Annotated in this window: 20 protein-coding genes; 8 read left to right on the forward strand and 12 right to left on the reverse strand. The window is 47.4% G+C overall.

The window, feature by feature from the left end; genetic code table 11:
- Nucleotides 1-216: 216 nt before the first annotated feature.
- Together DCMF_RS13955 and DCMF_RS13960 are read right to left on the reverse strand one after the other, a co-directional pair.
- Complete coding sequence (locus DCMF_RS13955; RefSeq protein ID WP_236860051.1) at nt 217-1,671, reverse strand: IS1182 family transposase; 1,455 nt, start codon at nt 1,669-1,671, stop codon at nt 217-219.
- A 176-nt stretch (nt 1,672-1,847) separates the two neighbouring features.
- Entirely contained in the window at nt 1,848-3,590 is a 1,743-nt protein-coding gene (locus tag DCMF_RS13960) for an IS1634 family transposase (RefSeq protein WP_148132591.1), read from the reverse strand.
- 298 nt (nt 3,591-3,888) lie between these two features.
- On the opposite strand from DCMF_RS13960, the gene DCMF_RS13965 reads away from it, so the two are divergent.
- Nucleotides 3,889-4,308, forward strand: coding sequence for a Fur family transcriptional regulator (locus tag DCMF_RS13965; RefSeq protein ID WP_148134984.1), 420 nt, complete (start codon nt 3,889-3,891; stop codon nt 4,306-4,308).
- 69 nt (nt 4,309-4,377) lie between these two features.
- On the opposite strand, the gene DCMF_RS13970 is transcribed toward DCMF_RS13965, so the two are convergent.
- Entirely contained in the window at nt 4,378-5,751 is a 1,374-nt protein-coding gene (locus DCMF_RS13970) for a hypothetical protein (RefSeq protein WP_148134985.1), read from the reverse strand.
- A 90-nt stretch (nt 5,752-5,841) separates the two neighbouring features.
- On the reverse strand, nt 5,842-7,095 hold the full coding sequence (locus DCMF_RS13975) for an MFS transporter (RefSeq protein WP_335582414.1): 1,254 nt from the start codon (nt 7,093-7,095) through the stop codon (nt 5,842-5,844).
- 40 nt (nt 7,096-7,135) lie between these two features.
- Here DCMF_RS13975 and DCMF_RS13980 point away from each other — a divergent pair, with 40 nt between their 5' ends.
- From DCMF_RS13980 to mutY, 6 genes are all read left to right on the forward strand, one after another.
- Nucleotides 7,136-8,152: a zinc dependent phospholipase C family protein gene (locus tag DCMF_RS13980; RefSeq protein WP_148134986.1), complete on the forward strand. Its 1,017-nt coding sequence runs from the start codon at nt 7,136-7,138 to the stop codon at nt 8,150-8,152.
- A 223-nt stretch (nt 8,153-8,375) separates the two neighbouring features.
- Nucleotides 8,376-8,933 carry a 2-oxoacid:acceptor oxidoreductase family protein gene (locus DCMF_RS13985; RefSeq protein ID WP_148134987.1) on the forward strand — a complete coding sequence of 186 codons (558 nt, stop codon included), beginning with the start codon at nt 8,376-8,378 and terminating at the stop codon, nt 8,931-8,933.
- On the forward strand, nt 8,926-9,183 hold the full coding sequence (locus tag DCMF_RS13990; RefSeq protein WP_148134988.1) for a 4Fe-4S binding protein: 258 nt from the start codon (nt 8,926-8,928) through the stop codon (nt 9,181-9,183). The genes DCMF_RS13985 and DCMF_RS13990 overlap by 8 nt, the downstream gene beginning before the upstream one ends.
- Entirely contained in the window at nt 9,180-10,307 is a 1,128-nt protein-coding gene (porA, locus tag DCMF_RS13995; protein WP_214659342.1) for a pyruvate ferredoxin oxidoreductase, read from the forward strand. The genes DCMF_RS13990 and porA overlap by 4 nt, the downstream gene beginning before the upstream one ends.
- Nucleotides 10,304-11,236, forward strand: coding sequence for a thiamine pyrophosphate-dependent enzyme (locus DCMF_RS14000; RefSeq protein ID WP_148134990.1), 933 nt, complete (start codon nt 10,304-10,306; stop codon nt 11,234-11,236). The genes porA and DCMF_RS14000 overlap by 4 nt, the downstream gene beginning before the upstream one ends.
- An 83-nt stretch (nt 11,237-11,319) precedes the next feature.
- The gene (gene mutY / locus DCMF_RS14005; RefSeq protein WP_148134991.1) at nt 11,320-12,372 is read left to right on the forward strand and encodes an A/G-specific adenine glycosylase; all 1,053 of its coding nucleotides are present in this window, start codon (nt 11,320-11,322) and stop codon (nt 12,370-12,372) included.
- A 6-nt stretch (nt 12,373-12,378) separates the two neighbouring features.
- On the opposite strand, the gene DCMF_RS14010 is transcribed toward mutY, so the two are convergent.
- The gene (locus tag DCMF_RS14010; protein ID WP_148134992.1) at nt 12,379-12,618 is read right to left on the reverse strand and encodes a zinc ribbon domain-containing protein; all 240 of its coding nucleotides are present in this window, start codon (nt 12,616-12,618) and stop codon (nt 12,379-12,381) included.
- 375 nt (nt 12,619-12,993) lie between these two features.
- Between DCMF_RS14010 and DCMF_RS14015 the strand changes: the two genes are divergently transcribed.
- The gene (locus tag DCMF_RS14015) at nt 12,994-14,289 is read left to right on the forward strand and encodes an IS110 family RNA-guided transposase (protein WP_148134993.1); all 1,296 of its coding nucleotides are present in this window, start codon (nt 12,994-12,996) and stop codon (nt 14,287-14,289) included.
- Nucleotides 14,290-14,437: 148 nt separating this feature from the next.
- Here DCMF_RS14015 and DCMF_RS14020 read toward each other — a convergent pair whose 3' ends face one another.
- The 7 genes from DCMF_RS14020 to DCMF_RS14050 form a co-directional block, all read right to left on the reverse strand.
- Complete coding sequence (locus DCMF_RS14020; RefSeq protein WP_148134994.1) at nt 14,438-14,623, reverse strand: hypothetical protein; 186 nt, start codon at nt 14,621-14,623, stop codon at nt 14,438-14,440.
- Nucleotides 14,613-15,251 carry a TetR/AcrR family transcriptional regulator gene (locus tag DCMF_RS14025; RefSeq protein ID WP_148134995.1) on the reverse strand — a complete coding sequence of 213 codons (639 nt, stop codon included), beginning with the start codon at nt 15,249-15,251 and terminating at the stop codon, nt 14,613-14,615. Before DCMF_RS14025 ends, DCMF_RS14020 begins: the two co-directional genes overlap by 11 nt.
- 355 nt (nt 15,252-15,606) lie before the next feature.
- Nucleotides 15,607-16,344 carry an IclR family transcriptional regulator gene (locus DCMF_RS14030; RefSeq protein WP_148134996.1) on the reverse strand — a complete coding sequence of 246 codons (738 nt, stop codon included), beginning with the start codon at nt 16,342-16,344 and terminating at the stop codon, nt 15,607-15,609.
- A gap of 97 nt (nt 16,345-16,441) precedes the next feature.
- Entirely contained in the window at nt 16,442-17,695 is a 1,254-nt protein-coding gene (locus DCMF_RS14035; protein ID WP_214659343.1) for an MFS transporter, read from the reverse strand.
- 235 nt (nt 17,696-17,930) lie between these two features.
- Complete coding sequence (gene menC / locus DCMF_RS14040) at nt 17,931-19,052, reverse strand: o-succinylbenzoate synthase (protein ID WP_236860272.1); 1,122 nt, start codon at nt 19,050-19,052, stop codon at nt 17,931-17,933.
- 32 nt (nt 19,053-19,084) lie between these two features.
- A complete protein-coding gene (locus DCMF_RS14045) occupies nt 19,085-19,924 on the reverse strand; it encodes a GNAT family N-acetyltransferase (RefSeq protein WP_148134998.1) in 840 nt (279 codons plus the stop codon).
- Nucleotides 19,925-19,966: 42 nt separating this feature from the next.
- Entirely contained in the window at nt 19,967-21,097 is a 1,131-nt protein-coding gene (locus DCMF_RS14050; protein ID WP_148134999.1) for an amidohydrolase, read from the reverse strand.
- Nucleotides 21,098-21,149: the final 52 nt, after the last annotated feature.

Genomic DNA, 21,149 nt, shown 5'->3' on the forward strand with positions numbered 1-21,149 from the left:
AAGATTGACAAACGGGCTCTTTAAAAGTAGAATTAAATTCCCGTATTTGACACTTGATCAAAATAAAAATCCTGCAAAGCCTTGATTTGAAAGGGCACTGAAAAATCCCCGTTTTTAGAGACGGGGATTTCTCAGTGCATAAATATGCGTTGTAATTTTCGTAGGAATAAGCGGAAAATTTGTTGGGTTTCGCTTGAAATAAAAAAGCAGCCCCAATCAGGCCGGATTTAGTGCGGAAAGCTTAACTATCCGCTTCACATTTACCACAAACGCTGTAAAATACGTTTGTAATCGCATGGCGTCAAGCCCCACGGAATCGGCTTTGCCAAGACCGTGCGCCACTTTCATTTCACCGTTTTTTTCTTCAATACGGTGCCGGATTTTCAGCCGTTCACGGAAGTATTCACCGGCTTCAAATTCAAGTCTTAGGCGGTTTTTCTCGTTCGGCTGCGTGATGCTGTAACTCCGTTCTTTCGCTTTTGATTTCCCAACACGGCACTGCTCCCATAGCGGGCATTTTCGGCACTTGACTTTGCTAAACACATATCTCAAATAGGTATTCCCATTCTCTGCGGCCCTTTTTTCAACACGCATAGCCAATTCCCCTGCCGGACATTGTAACAATCCGGCATCTTTGTTGAAAGAAAAACCTTCATCCAGCGACGAGGCGGCAGCAGCCGCCACAGCGGAATTCGTTTTAGCGAAAAGCATCACGCCGTCTTCTTCGCAAGTATCAAGGTTATCTTCGCTGACATACGCCATGTCGCCAATAATTTCCTTAACCTCAACACCATTGTTTTGGGATTTTTCAAGTAGTGCCGGAAGTTGCTTGCAATCCGCTTCTCCACCGTGTGTGACTTCAATGCCTGTTATGATCCGCTCTTCGCTCATAGCCAGATGGCTTTTATAACCGAAAAATGTACTGGTTGCCGTTTTGTGCCCAAAGCGGGCATCCTCATCGTTTTTGGAACGTATTTCACGAATACGCTGTGTGTCCAGCAATTCCTTAATGCGCTCATACAGTTCAATCAGCGAAATTTTCTCGCTTTGCAGTATGTCCTCTTTGACATTTTCAAGCAAGTGGTATGTATATTCGATTTCCTCCGCCAATTCTGCGGTTTCGCTTGGCTTTTCCGGAAACTTTTCGGAAAGCTCTATCATCTCACGGTAAATCTTTCTGCGGAATTGTTTGCTAAGTTCTCTCAGTACCTGTGTGACCGTTTTGGGCCGTGCCGCCGAGTTTGTATGGGTAGAATCCACTATGATCGCTGTGGATTTGATGATTCCTTTTTCTATCCCTTGCCGTATGGTTTCTCTTAGCATATCTTCCAAAATATCTTCTGTAATGCGGGTCTTGCGAAATTTTGTGAGCAAACTTGGATCTATCATTTCAGCTTCTGGGTCTAAATCCAGAAAGTATTTGTATGCCATGTCGGTCTGCGCGCCACTTATTAGCTTTTCGTCAGACAAATCGTACATTTTTTTCAAAAACATCAGCTTGAACATCATCTCCGGCTCCTTAGCCGGGCGCCCGAAGTTTTCACAATACTGTTTCCGCAACATGGGATTCACAAAGCTGAAATCTATATGCTCTTTGATTTTTCGCAACAGGTGTTCTTGGGGAACCACGATATCATAAAGCCCTTGATATGGTGACAAGGACAATTGCATTTGACTGTTGTCCCTCAGCATTCTCTCCCGCTCCCATCCATCCTTTCTTTCTATGCATAATTATACCAAAAATATATGAAAAAATCCATCCCGCTTATGCGAATGGACTTTTTCAGTGCCCTTGATTTGAAAGGTTTTGCAGGATTTAATGTATGTGTAAAAAGTGCGTACTTTTTTTACTTTTTCGTTTCTTTAAAAATTTTTTTCATGATGCTTGTTGCAACAATCTGATAGTCCGTGCGAAAGCCAAAAGCATCATGAAGCGCATCGGTAAAATCTGTTCTTGTGTAGGTTGGAACATACCCTTCGTTTTTAACTTCTAGAAAATCCATATCTCTCAGCCCGCCAATAATCTCGTGGCATGTGAAATTTTCGTTGAGCCTCTTTTCAAGTAGCCTAAAAATAATTAGCGATATAAAGCAAGTGGTAAAATGCGCTTCAATCCTGTCATCATTGCTTAAGTACACAGGTCTTGCTTTGAATTCGCTTTTCATAATCCTAAAGCATTCTTCGATCTCCCATCTCCTGTGATTTACCTTGATGATTTCAGATACATCATCCTCAAGGTTTGTGCAAATTCCATAAAAACCATCAAAGGCTTCTTCTTTCTGGATGAGAGTAGAATCAATGCTGTAGATCTCTTTTTCTGCGACTTCTCCATCAGGAGTACAGCTTGTTTTATGAATAAACCTTTTGTAATCGTTAGGATTGCATTTCTTAATTTTTATTGGGTTTGCATCTATAACCTTTTGGGCACGTTCTATTTGAGAGTTACGGATTTTACGCTGATAATCCCTGTATTTGATAGAGTAGGTTACAATAAGCCTTTGTTCAAAACCGTTTTCTTTGATCCAACGTTCCTTGTAAAAAACTTTAGCTCGTATTTTGGCTTTATCTTCAGTAGTGGCTTTATCTATCATTTCATCAAGCTTGGAAATGTCATAGGTTTTTTCGCTATCTGGAAGTTTCCAGCCATCTGGAGCAAGAGCCCATTTTTTTAGGTGCTCTTTTAATTTTTTAATAGACTGAGTTGTAATAAACGCCCGTCCATCTTTGTCGTTAAACTTTCGATTATCTTCGGAAGCAAGGCCTGCATCAGTACAGACGATGAATTTGGAAAGTTCAAAATCGGATAAAATCTTTTTTTCCAATGGCTTTAAAGTCAGCTGCTCGTTCATATTACCCCTGTTAATGCTAAAAGCCAGAGGAATGCCATCCCCGTCCATGAATAGTCCCATTTGGACTATTGGGTTTGGTCTGTGTTCTTTTGACGGACCGTATTGTTTACTGCCGTCTTCCTGTTCTATTTCAAAAAAGTAATTGGTGCAATCATAGTAAAGTACACTGGTGTTTCTTTTGGAAACCTTAAGGCTGTTTTCATACAAAGAGGACTGAATAAAACCTGTTTCCTTGGAAAGCACTTCAAGAGCTCTGTATATTTGATGTAAATCAAAATTAGGCTGCTCAATAAACCTTTTAGAAAGCTCGTATGTTGCAAGTTTTGAGGAAGGGAAGATAACTCTGCCGTAAATTAACCTTGAGAGAATTGAATCCAGGTCAAAATCAAATTTGTACCTTTGGGAAATATCTTTACAGATCTTATGAATTCCGAGTTCGTGATAAATCTTTTGCAGAAATAGATATCCGCCGTTGAAGGAACGCTGTTCGTCTTTCGAAATAATTTTAGATTGCTCGAAAGGAACAAGTATTTTCCGTATTTGTTCCTTTTCTTTTTCATTCAATTTTCTTATATATTCTTTAGCCCACTCATATGGATCTGCACCATTAAGTTTTTCCCTGAGTTCAGTTTCGGTTCCAAGTTTCTCAACAGTAATTGTGCGTTCTTTCTTATTCATATAAACAGTTTTTGTAACATAAAGTGAAGCTGAATTTTTTGAACGTGATACCTTTAATCTCATAAGCAATCCTCCAAACTACTTATATTATAACATATCACGCGTTATCACGCAATTGGAAGTGCGAAAATTTGACAAAAAAATAAGCCTATCTCAAGGCTTTCAGGGATTCTTTCTTTATTCAACTGTCAAAGGCCCGTGTCTGTGACCCCACCACTTGGGTCTCTTTTTGGCCCGGGTTAAGATTGACAAACGGGCTCTTTAAAAGTAGAATTAAATTGTAACCATTACAAAGTAATAATCATAATTATATTTAGTCCAATAAAACGTTTTCCCATCAAAAAAGGGAGAAGGGTTAGATGTGAAACCATCGTTTGATGATCTGTCCCATGAGTTGATCAGGAGAAAGATACGGCCTTCCCACCAAAGGATTAAGATACTGGACTATCTAATGAATCAGCGCTGTCATCCTACAGTGGATCAGATCTTCCATGACTTGCACCAGGAAATTCCCACCCTGTCAAAGTCAACGGTTTACAATACCTTAAATGCTTTTCTAGAAGCTCAGTTAATACGGGTGATCACGATCGAAGATCATGAAACCAGATACGATATCGCCATGAAAAACCACGGGCATTTTAAGTGTGACTCTTGCGGTTCCATTTACGATTTCACGATTAACATTGATGATTTTGCCACCGGCGAATTAAACGGTTTCCAAATCACGGACAAAAACATTTATTTTAAAGGGATCTGCCCCAGATGTTCGCAAGGGCTGTAATCCTGATATTCCGTGAAGGAGGGCCGCACCAAAACCATAGGCTTTGGTGCAGCCCTTTCTCCATTCTGATCAGATAGATTTTAAAAATTCCACCAGGTCATTTTTCTCTTGATCTGTTAGTTTGAGCCTAAATAAAGCATTATAATGATTCACGACGTCCAGGAGGGTGGCAAAACGCCCATCATGGTAGAATCCTCCTTTTTGGTGGGTCCATAGTCCCGCCAAAGGCGCCGTCCGGTACCTGTTTGTCGGCGAACGATAAGCCTGAAACCCGTCAATGCCCATTTCCCCGGGGGTATGCATGGCCCAGCCCGGTTCATTGTAAAGGGGCGGTACATGACAGCTGGCACATGTGGCCTTCCCATTAAACAAAGCCTCACCCCGGCGGGCTGCTTCCCGGTCATAGCTGCCTGTCGGAGGCTTAGGCGCAGTGAGGACCAGCTGGTAAAGATGCAGGTCCGGCAGCTTCGAAGTAATTAAATCAGGATTGTTCCTGATATTCCAGTCTTTGGTTTTCACCGCGATAGGATATTTTTCCGGGTTATTCAGCCTGGGGTCATAAAAGGTTCCCTTCCCTCTCATCTGGGTGTTCGCCACATAGGCATTCCAATAAGGGACGGAACCCCAGCCTGTCCAAGTATGCAGGTTGATCCCAGCGAGGCCGAAGGCTGGAGGAAGCAGCGTCGCGGCAGCCTTCCCGTCCGGGCGGAACCCCTTGCCGTCCTGCAACAACTCTGCGTCAAATTTCCCCGGTCCCCAGCTGGCCAGGACCTTTTTTACCGTGGCCACATCAATCCCTAACCGGTCGGCGATCGCTTTCAGGTTGGGTGACAGGCCAATAATCGCCCCCACATTCAAGTCCCGGTTAGCCCAGCCGTCCAACCGGCGCCCGATTCCGGGCGCTATAGAGTCGTCTACCGTGGAATGGCATAAAGAACATTGAATTCCCATAGAAGTCAGTTGTCCTTGTTCATCAAAGAACCCTGTAAGCCCCACCACGGCGTTATTTTTCAAAAGGGCCAGGGTCGCCGCAGGATCGTCCAGATTGATTTTGCCTTCCTTCAGACCGGTGGCCAAATCCCGGGGAAGGGCTTGGGCATCTACCTTTAGCCCAACCGACAGGGCGGTCTTAGGGCTGACTCCAGGACCTACACCACCCAGCTTTTCTCCGGCAATGGCCTGATGGAGTTTTAAGGTATTTCCCCAAAAATCTTCGTCCCCAAAAGTATCGTAGCGAAAGATACGCTGTCCTTCCTTCACCCTTGCGAGGGTACTCTTCTCAAGTTCCGGCGCCAAACCGGTCCCTTGGGAAGAAGTAAAGGTGAACCATTCTGTCCAGGGCGATAAAGCAAGACGGGATTTTTCTCCCGGATTCCACAGAATCAACCCGGCTACTGCTAACCCTGCCAAAATCACGGTAGCAACTTTAAACCTGGATTTCATATCATCCCTCCTAGAAATAGAGAAACTTTTCCCAATGCTAACGATATCTTATCCAGATTTATGCGCAATATGTGCCGGAGAAAAGCCGGGTTATCTGGTAGGAAGAGTTTTTCTTGATATGGTCACAAGGAATATCCCCCCGCCGATGAGAAATAAAATCATCACGCTTAAAACACCATACCGGGACTCCCCCGTAACCTGGCTGAAAAAACCATATAGACTGGGCCCCATAATGGCGGCAAATTTGCCAAAAATATCGTAAAAGCCGAAAAATTCGTTGGCATTTTCCTTGGGAACCATTTTCCCAAAATAGGAGCGGGACAAAGCCTGAAGGCCCCCCTGAGAACTGGCCACCAGCAAGGCCAGGATCCAAAAATCGAGGGCCGTCTCCATTCTATAACCCAGGTAACAGATGATGAGATAAATGATAATGCCGAAAAGAATCATCTTACTGCTGCCAAATTTCTTGGCCAAGATGCCGTAAAGAATCGCGCAGGGAAAGGCGACAATTTGCGTTACCAATAAAGCCAGGAGCAGGGTGCTGCTCCCCAACCCAACACTGTCGCCGTAAACGGTAGCCATATGAATGATGGTATTGACCCCGTCAATATAGAAGAAGTAGGCTAAAAGGAAGAGAAAGATGGCACCGTAATTTTTAATATTACGAAAAGTGCCGTATAATCTTTGAAAACTGCTTCGCACCAAACCGGGACTTGGCTCCAGGAAATATACCTGCCGGACATTTTTTAAAATGGGAAGGGCAAAAACCGCCCACCACACGGCCGTAATCAGAAAGGAAATCTTCGTAGCCAAAAGGGCAGGTATTCCAATTTCTTTGCCGAACATAATCAGAGCGATAGAAAATACAAAGGGGATGGTGCTGCCCCCAATATAGCCCAGAGCAAAACCGTAGGTGGACACCCGGTCCATCCTGTCTTCAGTGGTTACATCCACTAAAAAAGCATCGTAAAACAGGTTGGCTCCTGAAAAACCAATGACGGTAATGATGTAAAGAACAAGGATGGGAAACCATTGGCCGGTAAAGGCAAGGGCTGCCGTTGACAAGACGCCGATGAGCAGAAAGACCCGGAACATGCGCATTTTCATACCCCGGTAATCCCCCATGGCACCTAAGATGGGTGCCATAAGGGCAATGATCAGGGTAGCCAGTGACGTGCTGTATCCCCAATAAGCATCTGCCATATTGGGGCTGATACCGGCCTCTTTGGTCAAAGTTTTGAAAAAGATGGGCAGGACAGCCGCAGTCACAATGACCGAATAAGCAGAATTGGCCCAATCATACAAAATCCAGCTTTTTTCCTGGAGACTGAAATCTCTCAGCATCCCATCTCCTCCTTAATATTATTAGGAAAGGATAACCCATATGCCCAGTCTGATTACTCACTACCTGTGCGGGGAAAAAGCCGCTCAACTGCTGGAAAATACGCCTGGGGAAACAGTGATCAAAGAGCATAGAGCATTATTTAACTTGGGTACCCAAGGCCCTGACATCTTTTTTTATCACCGGGTCTGGCCCTGGACAAAAAGCCAGGGAGTAGAGAAAATAGGGCACCGAATGCATGAATACCAGGTTGGTGATTTCTTCTCACAGGCAATTAACTATATTATAAACCAGAGGGACGGGGAAAGGAACCGGCTTACGGCATATCTCTGCGGTTATCTCTGCCATTATGCCCTGGACCTGTACACCCATCCTTATATTTTTTTTAAATCAGGTTTTATCCGTCCCGGAGAACTGAGCACTGCCAAATATACCTGTTATCACCGCATATTTGAAACCGCTCTTGACTTATTGATGTTGGACCGGATGCTTAAGAAAAGGCCCACTGACCTCAGGATTTCCCAACTGATCCAGGTGGAGAAAGAAGAAGCCGGCCTATTGGGCAAAATGTACCAATCCAACCTGGAGATGATGGGTATCTCCGTTACTACCGCACAGGTAGTTCAAGCGATCCAAGACATGATTTGCGTGCAGGCGGTACTTGCTGATCGATGGGGTCTTAAAAAGAGGCTGCTCTCCTCTCTGGAAAGAATTCTCGGAAAATACCCCCTGATGTCCAGCATGATTTATCCCGCCGTGATTGCGGACGGGCTTGATTATTTGAATATGCGCCATTCCCCCTGGTCTCTTCCCTGGGACCGTTCTGTAGAAAGCCGCTTATCCTTTCCGGAACTGTTTGACCTGGCCGTCCAGGAAGCTAAAGGAATGTGTGAAGCCCTCTTGCTCTTCTTATCCGGGCAGGGCAATATTCAGGATGTTTTGCAAGCCATCGGCAACCGGTCTTTTTCCACCGGTCTGGACTGCTGCCTCAATTTGGAATTTCATTTTTATAACTGTATTTTTGCACCGGTCGAAGAAAAGGGGAAAGCATCCTTCTGAAAATATTTTCATTGACGAAAATGTTTATTTTCCGATACAATATTTAGAATGAGATTTTGCACCCAGCCTTTTATAGCACCAAAAAATGATTACAAAAATACCGCAAGCCGCAGCCCGGGCCATGGCTTAAGGAGGGCCGGTTCCCTTCCGGGAACCTTGTCACCTGCCGTGAAAAGGGCTATGATAAATGTAAAAAATCTGCTCCCCTGATAAGGAGGTTCCAATGATGTTAGAAATGCGCATTCACGGCCGGGGTGGACAAGGTGTGGTCACCCTGGCTGAACTTTTGGCCAAAACTGCCCTGAAGGCAGGGCAGGAAGCGCAAACCCTGCCTTTTTTCGGAGTGGAACGGAGAGGTGCCGCCGTCAAAGCTGCGGTTCGCTTTGACTCCCGCCCCATCAAAGTTCGCTCCCTCTCTTACCAGCCTGATATTCTGGTGCTGATGCACGAAAATCTCCTCTCCATCGGGCTTGATGACGGCTATGCCCCTGATGCCTTCATCGTGGCCAACGGGGAAAATCCCCTCCCCGTGTCCCAAAAGCACTGGCTGGTAGATGCCGTCGGTATTGCTGTCCGTAATGACCTGGTTTACGGCGGTGAACCCTTTATTAATGTTCCCATGCTGGGAGCTCTCTCGCGGATTCTCGATCTTCCTTTCTCCCTGGTGGAGGAAACGATCCAGGAACAATGGAGCGGCCCCAAAGCAGTTCCCAACATCGCTGCCGCCAAAGAAGCTTATGAAGCGGTGCGGCAAATCGAAGGAGGTGGGTCCCATGCATGACCCGTCCGTTTATCCCCTGGCCCGTCCGCTGAAAGGTTCCGGCGGACTTACCGGTACCTGGCGCACCAGCCGGCCCCAGTTAGATCCCCAAAAATGCAACGGCTGCCTTCTGTGCTGGCTTTATTGCCCCGAAGGGGTAATCAGCAAGACAGACCGCAGCATTGATTACGATTTATGTAAAGGATGCGGCATCTGTGAGGCAGAATGCCCGAAGAAAGCAATCACCATGGTAAAGGAGGAGGGCAGATGAAAAAAATACTTGACACGGGAAATGCTGCCTGCGCTTTGGCGGTAAAGGCCGCCAAAGTGGACATGATTGCGGCCTATCCCATTACTCCCCAAACTTCCGTGGCAGAAAAACTGGCCGGTTATATTGCCCAGGGTGAGCTGGATGCCAAATACCTGCCCGTAGAATCGGAACACAGCGTGATGAGTGCAGTGGCCGCAGCGGCCGCAGCAGGAGCCAGAGTTTTTACCGCCACTTCCTCTCAAGGTCTTCTTTATATGCACGAAATTCTCCATTATGCGGCAGGAGGACGCCTGCCCATCGTTATGGCCAACGTGAACCGGGCTGTGTGCGCTCCCTGGTGTCTCTATGTGGATCACCAGGATGCAGTTTCCCAAAGGGATACCGGTTGGATTCAATTGTATGCCGCCTCCAACCAGGAAATATATGATACCATTCTTCTAGCCTACAAGGTGGCTGAGGAAATCAATATCCCGGTCATGGTTAATTATGACGGCTTTTTGCTCTCTCATTCCATGATGCCTTTTGAACTTGTAGATCAGGACATCATCGATCAATTTCTTCCCCCCTTTGAGCCAGCGTGGCGCCTGCACCCAGACTGGGGCGGTACTTTCGGTAATGTGACTCCTTCGGAAAACTATGTGCCTTTCCGCACCCGCCTGGCGGAAGACATCGTCAAAGCAGGAGAAATCATTGAAAACTATGCGAAAGAGTATCAAAAGCTCACCGGCCACTGGCACGGCGGTCTTTTTGACCTCTATGGCCCGGCAGATGCCGAGTTTTTCCTCCTTTCCATGGGTTCCATGGGCGCAGAAATGGAATTGGCGGTGGATATCCTGAGAAAACAAGGTATCCCTGCGGCAGGTTTAAGACTTCGCGTCTTCAGGCCTTTCCCCGCCCAAGAATTATCCCGTCTGTTGCCGGCGGGAGCCAAGCTTCTGGTTTTTGACCGGAACTGTGCTTTTGGGACCGGAGGGGGAGCGTTGCTGGGCGAAGCCAAAGCCGCTCTTTTTGACCGGAAAGATGAGATCAAGGTCACCGGCCAAGTTATGGGTCTGGGCGGCGAGGACCTTCCTGCCCAATATCTCGCCGGGAAAGCCCGTGAAATGATGGAGGTGCTGAAATGAGCGTGACAATAAAAGAATTTTCCGATGTGGAATATGTGGTTCCCGGGTCCGCGGCCTGTGCCGGATGTCCTTCCACCATGGCCCTGCGCATTGTGGGCAAGGCTTTGGGAGAAAACGCTATTATGCTCATGACCCCTTCCTGTGCCGTGGCCAGTATCGGTCTTTTGCCTAAATCCTGTTACTCCCTGCCCGTCTTGAACATCTGTTTTGCCTCTGCGGGAGCCTCTGCCGGCGGTCTCACCCTGGCTCTGGATGCCCTGCTGGAAAAGGGCCGGATCAAGGGGGAAAAACCGACTGTGTTTAACTGGGCCGGTGACGGCGGCACCTATGACATCGGTCTTCAGGGCCTTTCCGCGGCAGCAGAAAGGAACGATGACTTTATCCACTTTTGTTATAATAATGAGGCCTATTCCAACACCGGTGTGCAAAGAAGCGGAGCTACCCCCATCCATGCCATGACCACAACCACTCCCCTGGGAAAAGAAGTGCACCGGAAGAATTTGCCCCTTTTAATGCTGGAGCACCGGATTCCTTATGTTGCTACCGCCTCTCTGGCCTACCCCATGGACCTGTACCGCAAAGTCCAAAAGGCAAAAGGCATCAAGGGGTTCAAATATATCGAAATCCACGCCCCCTGCTATCCGGGATGGAAATTTTCCGCCAGTGATACCGTAAAAATGAGCCGGCTGGCTGTGAAATCCGGAACCTGGCTGTTATGGGAAGGGTCATACGGGAAGGTAACCTTGAATAACCCTACCTCCCTTTTGGCCCAGGGAAAACTGGCCCCCATTCCGCTTGAAGAATACATCGGAGGTCAGGGCCGTTATGCCCATATCATGAACAGCCCCCAAAGAGAGGAATATCTCTCCGCCATCCGGGAAGAAATCAAGCGGGAACTTAAATTTATGGCAGGCAGAGTAGAACTGTAACGTACTTGAAAGCTTTTAGACGGCAGTAAATTAAATATCGTTCAATTGTGTCATGTGAGAAATCCCCCGGACTGGAGAAGGAAATGACAGATTGGGAAAGAACAGCAGGAAATCAGATACTGGAATGGTACGGGAAAAACAAAAGAGACCTCCCCTGGCGCCAAACAAAAGATCCCTACCGGATTTGGGTTTCGGAAATCATGCTGCAACAAACCCGGGTAGACACGGTAATCGGCTATTATCACCGCTTCTTGCAGCGTTTTCCCTCCATTGCTGCCTTGGCGGAAGCCAAGGAGGAAGAGGTTCTTTCCCTCTGGCAGGGTTTGGGATATTATTCAAGGGCCAGGAATCTGCACCGGGCGGCCCGTCTGATCACAGACCGGTATGGGGGTCAATTTCCCCATACCTATGAAGAGGTACGGAGCCTTCCCGGCATTGGCGACTATACGGCCGGCGCTATCCTGAGTATTGCCTTTGACCAGCCTTATGCGGCAGTGGACGGCAACGTCCTGCGGGTCATCACCCGGCTGACAGGGCTGGAAAAAGACATCACCCGTCCGGAAACAAAAAAAGAGTTGAGCCAGATGGTAAGGCCCATGATTCCTCTTGCCCATTCCGGAGATTTCTCCCAGGGACTGATGGAATTGGGCGCTCTTGTTTGTCTTCCCCTTGAGCCCTTGTGTGATCAATGTCCCGTCCAATCCCTCTGCACCGCCTATGCCACCGGGAGGCAAAATGAACTTCCTGTGCGAAAAAAGCGGGATAAACCCCTCAAAACCATCTTTTACCGGGTAGCTGTGATTCAAGATCAGGACTGCCTGCTCCTGGAACACCGGAGGAAGGAAACTTTGTTGGGCCAAATGTGGGGATTCCCCCTTGTGGAAGAAGGATCGGCCCGGTCCCTGGAATCCTTGTTTTGGGAAAAATATGGGTTAAAAATAAAGCTGGGTAAAAACCTGGGCCGGGTGACCCATATCTTTACCCATCAAGTATGGCAAATGGACATTTCTTCTTATTTGCTTCTGCCCGGCACTGCTTTCGCCTCCACCCTGCACTGGATCCCGGAGGAGGAACAAAAAAATTTAGCCATCCCTACCGCTTTTCGCAAGGTATTGCAAGTGATCAAGCCTGGCTAGTACACATTATCTGTTTTTCCAGGCCGGAAGCTGGGCCATCATGCTTTTGGCTGCTGTGGCGGCAGCCTGCTCATCCAAACCTTGGGTGCGCACAATAAACCCGGTTAAGGAATCCAGCTTCTCTTCATAGGATTGCATCGTGCCGTCAGGTCGCGCACAGTGCACACAATAGTCCTTATCGGTATCTCCCATCGCATAGTCGGATACAGCTTCCATAGGCATTCCACAGGCAATACAGGTTTTCATTACATCTCATCCTCGTATTATATATTTACAGTCATTTTTCTAGTTATAATTCCAATCCATAAATGACTGCATAAGAAAATTGAATTGGAATTATCAGAAGGGGTCTTCTTGAAGTATAATTTTCTTCGGGTTACAGAAAGGTTAGTTCTTATTCATCCTGTTGCACCGTATGGTGACTTCAAAGAAAGACTGTTCCCTTGTTCAATTTGTTAACTTCAAACCCAGGTGTTGTTCCTGCCTGCTTGGCGCTGTGGGTAGCAGCCGGCATGACAGCCAACAGACAGAGTTCTGATTTGTGCGAGGGTGTTGATGCATTTGAACCAAGGAGGCTCCTTTTGGTAATTCCAATATTCTCTTACGAAAGGTGGTGTTACCATGAAAAAGCAATTGCTATCAACACTCTTTATCGGTATAGATGTGAGCTTACGCGCTCACCATGCTGTCATTCTTGACTTCTTTGGAAATCAACTGGCTTCTGTTTCTTTTAACAACAATTTATCTGGAGCTTCATTGATCACTTCGGAGATCCTTCGTACAGCAGTTTCTTCCAAAGCTACTCATGTGGTCACTGCAATGGAAGCTACTTCTTTCTACAGCTTCCACCTTTGCAATTATCTTTTTCAGTCGCCGGAGCTGGCAGCTTTGAATATCAAGGTTTACTGCCTGAATCCCAAGGTGACAAGTGCCTATCAGAATACTTTTGTAGATATGGATAAGACTGACCCCAACGATGCCTATGGTATTGCCGATTTTGCAAGAACCGGCAAGATTACCTCTGAGCCCTTTAATGGTTCTGCTTTCGTTGCCCTACAACGACTAACCAGAGTAAGACTTCATTTGGTTGAGAGCCTCGCTAGGGAAAAGTCCTATATCCTTACCAACATTTTTATTAAATTCAGCGAACTAGCTGTCCTTAATCCAAGAGATAAAGAAGATAATCCTTTTTCCAATAGGTTTGGTGCAACTTCTGTTGCAGTTCTAACTGACTATTTATCACCGGATGAAATTGCATATGCTCCAGTAGAAGAACTTATTGATTTTCTCTGCGAAAAAGGTAAAAGCCGTTTTTCTGATCCTGAAGCCAAGGCTAAGCTGCTTCAACGTGCTGCACGTGATTCCTACCGTTTGGATAAAGCGCAGTATGAACCGCTAAACGCTGCGATTGCTGCTTCCTTTAACTGCATTAAGTCTTTTGAGAAGGAAATTAAGACAATTGATTCTGCTATTGAAAAAGCAGTAAAAGGTTTATCAAGCAACGGCTATCAATGTCTTCTGTCAATACCTGGCTTTGGGCCTGTGATTTCTGCCGGTATTATCGCTGAAATTGGTTTTATTGACCGTTTCAAATCGGAAGAAAAGCTGGCAAAGTTTGCTGGGCTTACATGGCGTAAAAAGCAATCCGGACGCCTTACCAGCGATATTACTTACATGACTAAATCAGGTAATAAGTATCTTCGCTATTATTTGGGCGAAGCCGTTATGAGTTTAATCAAAAACCATAATCCCGAATACACAGCTTTCTACCATAAAAAACGTAATGAAGCGACTCGCTTCCAGCATAAAAGAGCACTCGCACTGACTTCACGAAAACTTGTCAGGTTGATTTATGCACTGCTACGCAATAATCAACTCTATATTTCAACGAGAGGAGCTGTTGAAGCAACCACTTAACTAAATACAAACCTTTAGTCCTGTTTTTTTGATGCTTTTAAGGACGGGTTTGTTTGCTATACCCTTTTTTACAAAACCCAAGACAAGAATATTTAGATATTGTCTTGACATATCACCAGATGTCTTTCTTTTTATACATTTGGCTCATTTAGTCTAAATTGGCACCCATTTTTTTTAATTCTTCCGTTCCCTTTTCCGTAATTTGATAGACTGTTGTTCTGCCTTCCGCTAATTTCAACCATTCCAGCTCAATAAGCCGTTCTAAAATACGCTCTCCCAGCTTTCCCCCAAGATGTCCATAGCATTTTCTCCCCGCCGGCATCTTATGTTCCATGATTCACCTCCTTGTCGTCCATGGCATCATCTGCCCCGCTCTTCCGAGTAATTAAACACCAATAATGATCAAGCAGTTCCTGGCCATACCGTTTTAACACGCTTTCCCCCGGGGCAAATACATCGTCGTTTGCCAGGTAGTAATGGATTAATCCCACCCAGGTATTAAAAAGCAGGTGCACAGGAAAGGAATAAATAACTCCTGCCTTCATCTCCTGTTCCGCAGCTTGGCTCAGGTGAAAAGAAATGGCCGATTGAATCATGATCAAGGTATTTCTGGCCCCCTCCGGAAGCAGCCTTCCTTCAATGACAAGCCTGGTATAAAAATCTTCATATTCGGTTAAACCCTTTAAATGGGCCTCCAGAATCTCCCGCACCCCCTTTTGTTGGCCGGCCAGTTCATGCAGCCGCCGGGCGATCCGGGTGCCAAATTCCTCGATCACTGCGGTTAACAATGCTTCTTGGGTGGAAAAGTGGGCAAAAACAGTGCCGTGGGAAACCTGGGCCGCTTTCGCGATGTCGGCGGTCCTGGTGGTGGTTAAACCATTTTGGGCAAACTGGCGCAAGGCGACTTCAATCAGGTGCGCCCGGGTTTGTCTTTTCTGGATTTGCCGCTGTGTCTCCTTCATCTTGTTGACTCCTAACTCATTGAGTATATACTCATTATAGATATTCTTATGTCTTTTGTCAAATCATTTTTATAAAAATTTTCACCAAAAATCTGAACAAAAAGCTCGGGCTGTAATAAAAAACTTGAGGAAATTTTTAGGTAGTGAAGAACGATCACAAAAATAATAGCTTTTCACATGAGAAAGTGGTGGAAGAACGTGGCATTGTAGTAATATTCCTTATAAAAGCGAGGCTGTAACAAAATTTAGTAAGCATTTTGTTACAGCCCCAGCCCTTTTTTTAAAAATGAACTCCTTTTTAAAGAAATATCTAGTTTTTCTTCCATTGTTTTCAATAAAAACTATTAAGAAATCACTAAAGTTGAGGACCACCCATTTCAAAGGTTATTTGCTTGGCGGTTGAAAGTAAGATTTGGGTGTACGCATCTTTTGTCTCCGGGGAGAGCCTTTCGGCCATACTGGAAATACTCAAAGCAGCCAACGCCCGCCCGGAAATATCCAGTATAGGAACTGCCACGGAAGCCCCGCCTGGCACTCTTTCTGCAATACTGACAGCAAAGCCTTGTTTACTAACCTGCTCTATTTCCGTCAGAATTTCCGGCACCTGCTCACCGGTGAGTTCTCCTACTGAGATGTATTTCTCTATCATGCTCATCAATTCCGGCCTGCTGAGCCTGGCGGCAAGCACCTTTCCGACGGCTCCTTTCAGCAACGGCCCCCGGTCCCCAATTTTGATATTCTGGATAATGGAGTACTCTCCTTCAATCCGGTAAACACAAATCCGTTCAATTCCGGAAACCATATTAACAGAAACTGTTTCTTTCGTCTTCTCCGAAACTTTCCGCATAAATGGGATCGCCACATCCAGTAGATCCTTTTGCCCCAGGCCCTTTAATCCGATGGACAAGAGTTTGGGCGTTAACACGTAACCACGGCTCGGCCACGTGGTGACAATTCCTTCTTCGGCTAAAATAACCAGAATTCGGTGCACAGTGCTTTTGGGAATGCCCGTTCGTTGACTTAAGGCAACGATGGTATTGTGATCCCGGTTTCCCGCCATACTATCCAGAATCATAAAAGCTTTACTGATCACACAGATCCTCCTTTCCCATTCTGTAGGATTACGATTCAGTTATATGGAATTAATTGTCATTCATTATACCTTAATCATTTATTTTTGCAAGAGGGTATCAGCCTTCTTTGTGCCAGCTTTGCTTTAAACCAGTACCGGAAAAACTTGCTTTTCTCGTTTCCGGCAGAAATACGGCTACTAACAAAAAGGCCAGCGTCATGAGAAAGATGCCAAAATAGAATGAAACCCCGAAACCAAATCTATCGATTACTTGAGTCAGTAGCAAGGGACCAATCACAGTTCCCAGGTCGTTGAAAAGCCGGCCCAAACCCAGGGCTTTGCCGATATGCCTGCGCGGAGACATGTCGGCTATGATCACGTTGGGCAACCCCATATTAAAGGCCACCACACCGAAGATCAAACTGACGCCTAAATACATGGCATAATTGTGGACAAAGAGAAAAAGACTATTGCCCAGGACCAGAAAAGCCACTCCCACCAGCAAGACAAGTTTTCGCCCCCAATGATCTGCCGCTCTGCCTCCTAAATAGATGCCCCCCAGACTGGCCAGGCTACTCAAGGTTAAACCCAGGCCAATTTGCACGGAATTCAACGACAGGGTGCTGCCGAAAAAGGGGACTAGGGTCCTTTCTACTCCATCCCGGTTCAGGAAGATGGCCAGAGCCACCAGGTAAATGACGAGAAATTTCCCTTGAAAGAATGAGAAAGCTTCTTTCTCGTCCCCGTTTTTTTCTTCCTGAAGAACCTGGTCCTTTTCTTTCAACTGGTGCGATTTCCGGGCAGAGTAAGTGAAGAGGGCAATCGCGGCTCCGATCACATTCAGCACGCAGACCATAAAAAATACGTTTCTCCATCTGCCCCAGGCGGCCAATACTCCTCCCAAGAAGGGGAAAAGGGAGCCTCCGGCCCTCCTGGCCAGCATAAAGTAGGACATGGAGCGGGAGCGGTAGGCAGGAGGGGCGAGCAGGATTAGCTCTGTTTGCAGGGAAGTAACGGCAAGACCGGATCCTACCCCGGAGAGAATCCGCCCGGCAATCAAAAAATACAAGTTGGGGGCAAATCCGCACATGAGGGATCCCAGGGCGGACACGGTAAAACCGGAAAGAGTAACGATACATGTTCCCCAACGATCTACCAGGATTCCGGAAGGAAGATCCACTACCACACGGCTCATCGCGTAAGAAGCGACAAAAAAGCCCATCATACTGTAGCTCACATCCTGCCAGGCTTTAATCTGGGGCAGGATAGGCGAAACAATGCTCAGACCCGCCAGGGCAAAAATAATGTTAAGACAAACCAGCCAGATTCTCCGGTAAGGAATCTTTTCCTCCCGGTTGATTTTCTCTTCCATCCTTCCACCACCCTTTTTAACTGTTTCCCGCCAGAACGGTACCCGGCTCTTTCCAAGTACGCGCCCGACTTGGCACATTGTAACCCATCTGGCGGGACTATAATCCTGTAATACGGGATTTATTATTCTAATTATACCTCAAAAATTAATTCCTGCCAAAGAGCCAACCTTACCATCATAAAAAAACACCCGTAAAGTATCTTACAGGTGTACAAAACGAATACATGATGATTGTTTAGGGACGGAAAGCTTCACTGTATAAGGTGCATTCATCAATTCTCCGGGCAACCGGATCATAACCGATCCCCGGGGCCTGGGGAACCGTGATCAGGCCCTTTTCCACCATCACCTCGGGGTCAATCAGGTCCTGCACCCAGTACCTGCTGGATGCGGCGGTATCACCGGGTAAAGTAAATCCGGACAGTGTGGTAATGGCCACGTTGTGCCCCCGGCCAATGCCGGATTCACACATGCCGCCGCACCAGACGGGAATCCCTTTTTCTTGGCACAGGTCATGAATGGCCTTGGACTCTCCTAGGCCCCCGACCCGGCCGATCTTGATATTGATAATTTTGCAGCTTCCCAGTTCAATGGCTTTCCGGGCATCTTCCCGGGAATGAATGCTTTCATCCAAACAAATGGGCGTTTTAACTCTCTTTTGAAAAGTGGCATGGTCAATAATATCATCATGGGCCAGGGGCTGCTCAATCATCATCAAATTAAACTGGTCCAATTGGGCCAGGTGGTCCAGATCCGCCAGGGTATAGGCAGAGTTGGCGTCAACCATGAGGCGGATATCGGGAAAACGCCGGCGAATGGCTGCGACCACAGGAATATCATCCCCCGGCTGAATCTTTACCTTGATGCGGCGGTATCCTTCCTCCACATACTTCTCCACCTGTTCTACCATCTTCTCTGCCGTTTCCTGAATGCCGATGCTGATGCCTACTTCAATTTCCTTTTTTTCCCCGCCCAGTAGCCGGCTCAGAGACAGGCCCTGCCTTTTGGCGTATAAATCCCATAAAGCCCCGTCCAGGGCTGCTTTGGCCATATTATTGCGGCGGATATGTCGGAAAATGGCTCCTATTTCTTGGGGATGACTGATTTTGTGCGCCCAAATCAAGGGGATGAGAAATTCCTTCATGATGCTCCAGTTTGTGCTTACCGTTTCTTCATTGTAGTATGGTTCCCGGGAGGCCACCGATTCTCCCCAGCCGCTGCGTCCTTCCTTGTCCCGGGCTTCCACCAGAATAAAGTACTTATCCCATTCCGTGCCCAGACTCGTCGTGAAAGGATGCCTCATGCGCATTAACATTGCCCGTAAAGTAATCGAGTGCAGTTCCATGTTCTTTTTCATTCCTTTCAAAGTACTGCCGTTTTCCTTTTCCTTTACCCTTCTCCTGCCATCCAGGGCGCCTTCGGTACCGTCAGCGTAGACCGTTTCACAAGTATGTACTCATGCACCGGGTCGGTTTTCCGCAGGTTAAATCCTCCAACAGCCCAGCCGGCATCGAAGCATTTGGTAAAGACCTGCCGGGTTACTTCCTTCCAGGTTTTTGCCAGCTCAAAATCCTTTTGTTTCATGTCTTGGAAGCGGGCAGGTACGCTGACTACCAATTTATCCCCATCCGGAAGGGGATCCTCCACCCGGTGCGGCCGGGGAAAACCGGCTCCGTTCAATTGCCAGGAGATGAGACTCTTCCCGGCACCCGGAGGCAGAAGAAAGCTCCGAGGCCGGTCCAGCCACCATTCTACCTGAAAGCGGTCCGTGGGCAGACCCCGGTTCAACTGGTTTTCCATCGCTCCATAGTAATCCACATGATAGGTAGAACAATGGGCGCCCAACTTCCCCATATTCAAATAGCCATTGACCGTTTCCAAGGGGTCGTAAGTCCAGGCAATCAGGGGGTAACCGCCTTGCCTGGCCGTCTCCGCCTGCGCCCGCTTCAGGCCTTCGCCAATTCCCTGGCTGCGCCATTCCGGTCTGAGCCCCATCATATCGGACCAAAGATAGACCTGTCCGTGTAAAAAACAGGGTATACTGAACAGCATCCCGACCATTTGCTCGCCATGAAAAGCCCCCAGTAAAAAGCCGCCGTTTCTGCACACCACAAGCAACTCTTCCACACAGACCGGATTTTGCGAACCCCACACCAGCTTTTCCAACTCATTTACGGCAACCATGTCCGGGATGCTTTCCAAGCGCCGGATGATGATGTGATCATGCATCTATTTTGCCCCCTCTGAGAAACAACATACTCGTGTATCAACCTACCGGCGTTCCATGGCATACCAGGCGGCCCGGGCCAGTATTTCCGCGCCGTGGATTAAATAAGCGTGTTCAAAATGCATCTCCGGGTGGTGTAAACCGGGCTGTACATTGCACCCCAGGCCCATCATGGCCGCCTTGATGCGGGGGCAAAGGTGGGGATAATAATGGAAATCTTCGGCCCCCGGCGTAGCAAGGGAAGAGGCTAGGCTTTCCGGGCCTGCACTATCCCTAATCGCCCGGCACAAAATACCTTCCGCTTCCCTATTTACTTCAGCGGCCACAGTCTTCCCCACGGTGGACAGCTTTATCTCCGCTCCATAGGCTGCCGAGACATGGGAAGCCATCCTTTCCACCTGTGCCGTCAGTTTCTCCATTTGTTCATTGGTTCCGGCCCGCAGGTCCAGGGTGAAGCGGCCATATCCCGGAATAATGTTATCCGCTTCCGAGCCGGCCATGAAACGGGTCATCTTTACCGAAGCAGGCGTCAACGGGGTAAAATGAAGACCTTGCAGCAGGTGCAAAAACGCCATTGCCACCTCAATCACATTGATTCCTAAGTAGGGGCGTGCTCCATGGGCAGGTACGCCCGTCAGTTCTCCGTAAATCGTCTGGGCTGCTCCATGTTTTACGGCCGGAGAAAATTTGCCTGCGGGCAATTCATCACCCGGGCGCAGGTGTACGCCAAAAAGAAAGTCTACATCGTCCATGACCCCCGATTCGATCAAACGCAGGGCACCTTCTCCCTGCTCTTCCGCCGGTTGAAAGACGATTTTCAGGGCCGTCCCCTCCGGCAAGCTGAGGGGAGCTAGGGCTCCGGCAGCAGTGAGAACCATGGCCATGTGGGCATCATGGCCGCACGAATGCAAGATCTGCTCCCCTGCACCGGTGGAATGGCAAAGAGCATCCATATCTGCCCGTAAAGCTACCGTAAAAGGTCCCTTTCCCCGCATGCCGATCAGGCCGGTACTGTTGGGGATGGTAATAAGATCGTACCCCAACTCTTTTAACCGGTCCTTGATCCATGCGGTGGTGCGATACTCCTGCCAGCTCACTTCCGGAATTTCATGCAGCCGGTGAAAACAGTCATCTAAATAAGGCTGCCATTTTTCTTTGTCAAAATGCCAATCCAATCATTACCCGTCCCTTCATTTCAGAACATTGTCCATCCATACCTTCTCCTTA

The organism is Candidatus Formimonas warabiya (assembly GCF_002777255.1).
In the GTDB taxonomy this organism is placed as follows: Bacteria; Bacillota; Dehalobacteriia; order Dehalobacteriales; family Dehalobacteriaceae; genus Formimonas; species Formimonas warabiya.